Below are 5,457 nucleotides of genomic sequence, written 5' to 3' on the forward strand. Positions count from 1 at the left end.
AGCCGCTCTGCTCATCGGAGTGGTGACTGGCTTCGTTGATCCAGCCATTGTACAGGGCCAGGAAATTACTGACTTTCGCCACGATGCCAACACGGTCGGGGCAGGCGATCACCAGACGATAGGTGCGCATGAATGAGACTCCAGAACTTCGCAAAGGCGCTCATTCTAGCGGCCCGCCAGAAAAAACGCAGTATTGATCGTAGCCGCGATGGCGCGCCCAGGTCGCCAGATGCTTGAGGGCAATGTCTGACAGACATGACCACATGCACGGTATTTATGTAAATTTTTGTTCACGTAGAGAAATATTGTCACAGCTTAATTAGCAGTTAACTGGCCAATATTATGTTTACTTGCGAGTATCGGCTGTCTATTATTGCCCCACACATTTCTGAACACGCATTAAGGAACACTCCATGTCCCTGATCAACGAGTACCGCGCTACCGAAGAAGCCATCAAGGAACTTCAGGCCCGCCTGGCCAACCTGTCGCAGGATGACAAGCTGAAGAAAGAACTGGAGTTCGAAGGCAAACTGCGCACGCTGATGGGCGAGTACTCCAAGTCGCTGCGCGACGTGATTGCCCTGCTCGACCCAGAGTCGAAACTGAGCAAGGCCCCACGCGGCGCCGTCAAGACTACTGCCACCAAGCGTGCGCGCAAGGTCAAGCAATACAAGAACCCGCACAATGGTGAAGTGATCGAAACCAAAGGCGGCAACCACAAAACCCTGAAAGAGTGGAAAGCCAACTGGGGCGGCGATGTGGTTGAAAGCTGGGCGACCCTGCTGGACTGATTTTCCGCCTCCGCCTTTTGCTTCGCTCAACAAAAACGCCGGCACATTGCCGGCGTTTTTGTTTGTCTGCTCTCAGCCAATTGCAAATTGTGCCTGCAATTGCCGTGCATGCACTTGCCAGGCCTCCAGCACACCCCGGCCCGCCTCGTCGGCGCCATCCCAGGCTTGCTGGCACGCCTTTGCAAAGTCGCCCAAGGTATTCGGCGCGCCCCACTGTGGCTCGCTCAGGCGCTGCTGGCAGAAGCCAAACCAACGTTGCTGCTCTTCGCCGGTCAAGGTATCCGGAAAGTTACGCGCCCGATAGCGGAACAACAATTCCGGCAGACGCGGGTCATCGAACATCCATTGCCCGCGGCCCAACTGCGCCGGTTCCAGCGCACGAACTTGCTCGCATAAGCGCCGGTCCCGGTCACCCAGAAAACCAGCATACAACTGCTGTTCCGGGTCTTCACTCGGGGCAAAGTCTTCCGGGCCGAAGATGTGTTCCAGCTTGTCTTGCCATTGCGCCTGTTGATTAGCCAACTGTTCGCCGCGCAATTGTAACAACGTCAAGTCCAGGCCCAGGCGTTGTTGATCGGCCGGGCGCAATACCGACAATGGCGCCAGTACCGGACAGCGGTTGATCTGTACCAGTTTGAGCGGCACCGGTAATTCACCCTCGGCCAGTTCTTCGTGGCGCGTATACAACCGCTGGCGCAGTACTTCAGCACTTTCCGTCAGCAGCGGCAGGGTTTCCTGATGCAGGTCGCAGACAATCAGCGCATTGCGGTTACGCGGGTGCCAGGCCAACGGCAATACCACGCCCAAGTAACTACGTGCTGCCGAAAAGCGCCCGGATATATGCACCAGTGGCTGCAACAGACGGACCTGCTCCATCACTTTGTGCTTGCTGCGCAACTGGAACAGCCAGTCATACAATTTGGGCTGTTGCTGCCGGATCAGTCGGGCCAGGGCAATGGTTGCCCGCACGTCGGAAAGCGCTTCGTGGGCATGCCCATGGTCAATGCCATTGGCCTTGCTCAGCAGCTCCAGGCGCAGGCTGGTACGCCCGTCCTGTTGCGGCCAGTGAATACCGTCCGGGCGCAGTGCATAGGCTGTACGCACGATGTCGATCAGGTCCCAGCGGCTGTTGCCGCCCTGCCATTCACGCGCGTAGGGGTCGAAAAAGTTGCGGTACAGGCTGTAGCGCGTCACTTCGTCGTCGAAGCGCAGGGTGTTGTAGCCAGCGCCACAGGTACCCGGTTGCGCCAGTTGCGCGTGTACCCGGGTCATGAACTCGGCTTCGCACAGGCCGTGTTCGGCCAGCTGCTGCGGAGTGATGCCGGTCACCAGGCAGGCGGCCGGGTGCGGCAGGATGTCGTCGGAGGGCCGGCAATAAAGACTGATCGGATCGTCGATCTCGTTGAGGTCGAAGTCGGTGCGCACGCCGGCCACCTGCAGCGGCCTGTCGCAGCGCGGGTTGATGCCGGTGGTTTCGTAGTCGTGCCAGAATATGCTGGAGGTCACGGGGTCGTCCTGTATCGAGGTCGACCCGATTCTAACGCAGCCTCAAACCGAAGCGTCGGCAGGAAGGAAACTGAAATACTCCCGCAATGAGCGAACGAATTCATCGTATTCGCGCGGTGCTTGCAACAGCATGAAGCCCGAGTCGTAGTGCCCCGGCGTCTGGTCCTCGCGGCACCACAGGCAGCTGGCCGTCAGGTTGACAAACTGGTGCCCGCCGCCGACCAGTGGCAAGCGCAATTGCAGTTCGTAATCTGGCCCTACCAGCACTGGCAGCTGGCTGATGACCATCAACCCGTCTTCGGAGGCATTGCCCAGCTGGCCGAGCGCCTGGCCGGTAAAGCGGTTGAATACCTTGAGGACACAAGGCAGTTGGTGACGTTCGATGTGGCGCTTGTTGAACATGATCGCAAGTGCATTCCGTACCTGAGCCAGGAATACGTGGAACTGGCGGTTGTTGTAACAGCTGAGTTACAGATTAGCGCAGGGCGCGCCGCAAATCCCGTGAAATAAATCACACCTTGGTGTTATCGCCAAGGTGCAGTCGTCACCGGGTTGGCCACCGCCGCTTCCCCACCACGGTAATGGCCGAGCTTTTCAAGGGTTTGCAGGCGTGCCTGCGCCCGATAGGCATATTCGTTGCCCGGGTATTGCTGGATCAGGTACTGGTAGGTCTGCGCAGCATCCACGTACAGCGCCTGGCGCTCCAGGCACTGGCCGCGCAGCAGCGAAACCTCGGGGTGGATGAACGGTCGGGCGCGGCTGGTGCGGTCGACCTGGGACAGCTCCAGCATCACCCGCTGGCAGTCGCCACGGTCGTAGGCGCGATAGGCATTGTTCAGGTGGTGGTCCATGGACCAGCGGGTGCAGCCGACGGCGCTGGCGGCCAGGGCGAAAACGATCAGGGCTCGCATGGGGATCTCCTTTGATGCCAGTGTATCGGCGCTTGCCTGCAAATCTTCACACCGTTTTGCAAGGATACCCTGCCCGTTCAAATGCCACCCTGCCTTGGTCGCAGGTAGTGCAACCGAACAATGACTACAGCGAGATTCAGGAGTAGCCTTTCGCTGCGCTTCACTATAGGAGTCTGTGCATGACCATCCGCCGTACCAAAATCGTCGCCACCCTTGGCCCCGCCAGCAACTCGCCGGAAGTGATCGAACAACTGATCCTTGCCGGCCTGGACGTGGCGCGCCTGAACTTCTCCCACGGCACCCCGGACGAGCACAAGGCCCGCGCCCGCCTGATCCGCGAAATCGCTGCCAAGAACGGCCGCCATGTCGCACTGCTGGGCGACCTGCAGGGCCCGAAGATCCGCATCGCCAAGTTCGCCAACAAGCGCATCGAATTGAAGATCGGTGACAAGTTCACCTTCTCCACCGCTCACTCGCTGACCGAAGGCAACCAGGACATCGTCGGTATCGACTACCCCGATCTGGTCAAGGACTGCGGCGTAGGTGACGAACTGCTGCTCGACGATGGCCGTGTGGTCATGCGCGTCGAGACTGCTACCGCTGATGCCCTGCACTGCGTGGTGATCATCGGTGGCCCGCTGTCGGACCACAAAGGCATCAACCGCAAAGGTGGCGGCCTGACCGCACCGGCCCTGACCGAAAAAGACAAGGCCGACATCAAGCTGGCCGCAGAAATGGACCTGGACTACCTGGCCGTTTCCTTCCCGCGTGACGCCAGCGACATGGAATACGCGCGCAAGCTGCGCGACGAGTCCGGCGGCAGCGCCTGGCTGGTGTCCAAGATCGAACGCGCCGAAGCCGTTGCCGACGATGAAACCCTCGACAAGCTGATCGCCGCTTCCGACGCAGTGATGGTTGCCCGTGGCGACCTGGGTGTGGAAATCGGCGATGCCGAGCTGATCGCCATCCAGAAGAAGATCATCCAGCACGCCCGCCGCAACAACAAGGCGGTGATCGTGGCGACCCAGATGATGGAGTCGATGATCCAGAACCCGATGCCGACCCGTGCCGAAGTGTCCGACGTGGCCAACGCCGTGCTCGACAACACCGACGCGGTGATGCTGTCGGCCGAAAGTGCCGCCGGTTCCTACCCGATCGAAGCCGTCCAGGCCATGGCCCGCATCTGCCTGGGTGCTGAAAAGCACCCGACCAGCCAGAAGTCCAGCCATCGCCTGCACACCACCTTCGAGCGCTGCGACGAAAGCATCGCCCTGGCGGCCATGTACACCGCCAACCACTTCCCGGGCGTGAAGGCGATCATCGCCCTGACCGAAAGCGGCTACACCCCGCTGATCATGTCGCGCCTGCGTTCGCACGTGCCGATCTACGCACTGTCGCCGCACCGCGCCACCCAGGCGCGCGCCTCGATGTTCCGCGGCGTGTACCCGATCGCCTTCGACCCGGCCTCGCTGCCGGCCGACAAGGTGAGCCAGGCGGCGGTCGACGAACTGCTCCAGCGTGGCCTGGTGCAGCAAGGCGACTGGGTGATCCTGACCAAAGGTGACAGCTACCACACCATCGGTGGCACCAATGGCATGAAGATCCTGCACGTTGGCGATCCGCTGGTCGGCTGATCCTTAGCTTGAAAGGGGCCGCTTTGCGGCCCTTCGCGACACAAGGCCGCTCCTACAAGGGTTATGCATTCCCCGGTAGGAGCGGCCTTGTGTCGCGAAAGGAGGGCAACGCCCTCCCGGCTTTCAGACATGCTCCACAAACACATCAGCAAACACCTGCCCCCGCGGCACCCCGGCAATGAACAGCCGTCGGGCAAACCGCTCGACACTCCCCGGCGCTCCGCACACCAGCGCCAGCGTCTGCCGCGATGACGGCCGCAACCGCGCCAGCGCTTCATCCATCTGCTCCGCCAGCACAAGTTCGACATCCACGCCTTGCAGTTGCATCAGCGCCTCGGCCAGATAATGCCCAGCACGGTCCCGTGCCACATGCACCACCCGAATCTGCCCCCGATGCCCCTGGCGCAACGCCTCGCGCAAGATGCCCCACAACGGTGCCAGACCGGTACCGGCCGCCAGCAGCCACAGTGGCCGCTCCTGCCAGTCCGGGTCGTAGTGCAACGCCCCGCCCCTGAGTTCGCCCAGCCGCAGCGTGTCCCCGAGCTTCAGCCCCCGGGCCCTGTCGCAAAAATCGCCTGGGCGCTGGCAATCGATATGAAATTCAAGGTAATCATC

Annotated in this window: 5 protein-coding genes and 2 pseudogenes; 2 read left to right on the plus strand and 5 right to left on the minus strand. The window is 61.0% G+C overall.

Going from position 1 to position 5,457, the window contains the following annotated elements; all coding sequences use genetic code 11:
* Positions 1–130, minus strand: a pseudogene (locus tag HP546_RS25050) (formyltetrahydrofolate deformylase); the annotation flags it as partial.
* 283 nt (positions 131–413) lie between these two features.
* On the opposite strand from HP546_RS25050, the gene mvaT reads away from it, so the two are divergent.
* A complete protein-coding gene (gene mvaT, locus HP546_RS25055; RefSeq protein ID WP_172230942.1) occupies positions 414–791 on the plus strand; it encodes a histone-like nucleoid-structuring protein MvaT in 378 nt (125 codons plus the stop codon).
* Positions 792–863: 72 nt separating this feature from the next.
* On the opposite strand, the gene sbcB is transcribed toward mvaT, so the two are convergent.
* From sbcB to HP546_RS25070, 3 genes are all read right to left on the minus strand, one after another.
* On the minus strand, positions 864–2,297 hold the full coding sequence (gene sbcB / locus HP546_RS25060) for an exodeoxyribonuclease I (RefSeq protein ID WP_172230944.1): 1,434 nt from the start codon (positions 2,295–2,297) through the stop codon (positions 864–866).
* Between the two features lie 42 nt (positions 2,298–2,339).
* A complete protein-coding gene (locus HP546_RS25065) occupies positions 2,340–2,699 on the minus strand; it encodes a PilZ domain-containing protein (RefSeq protein ID WP_172230947.1) in 360 nt (119 codons plus the stop codon).
* A 122-nt stretch (positions 2,700–2,821) separates the two neighbouring features.
* Positions 2,822–3,208: a tol-pal system YbgF family protein gene (locus tag HP546_RS25070; protein WP_172230950.1), complete on the minus strand. Its 387-nt coding sequence runs from the start codon at positions 3,206–3,208 to the stop codon at positions 2,822–2,824.
* A 179-nt stretch (positions 3,209–3,387) separates the two neighbouring features.
* On the opposite strand from HP546_RS25070, the gene pyk reads away from it, so the two are divergent.
* Positions 3,388–4,842: a pyruvate kinase gene (gene pyk / locus HP546_RS25075; protein ID WP_172230953.1), complete on the plus strand. Its 1,455-nt coding sequence runs from the start codon at positions 3,388–3,390 to the stop codon at positions 4,840–4,842.
* Positions 4,843–4,965: 123 nt separating this feature from the next.
* Here pyk and HP546_RS25080 read toward each other — a convergent pair.
* A pseudogene (locus tag HP546_RS25080) lies at positions 4,966–5,457 on the minus strand (iron-sulfur-binding ferredoxin reductase); the annotation flags it as partial.

This window comes from Pseudomonas sp. CM25, assembly GCF_013179705.1.
GTDB lineage: Bacteria > Pseudomonadota > Gammaproteobacteria > Pseudomonadales > Pseudomonadaceae > Aquipseudomonas.

Coding starts and splice junctions, on each gene's coding strand:
- pyk (WP_172230953.1), top strand. CDS start 3,388: ATGACCATCCGCCGTACCAAAATCGTCGCCACCCTTGGCCCCGCCAGC.
- mvaT (WP_172230942.1), top strand. CDS start 414: ATGTCCCTGATCAACGAGTACCGCGCTACCGAAGAAGCCATCAAGGAA.
- HP546_RS25065 (WP_172230947.1), bottom strand. CDS start 2,699: ATGTTCAACAAGCGCCACATCGAACGTCACCAACTGCCTTGTGTCCTC.
- HP546_RS25070 (WP_172230950.1), bottom strand. CDS start 3,208: ATGCGAGCCCTGATCGTTTTCGCCCTGGCCGCCAGCGCCGTCGGCTGC.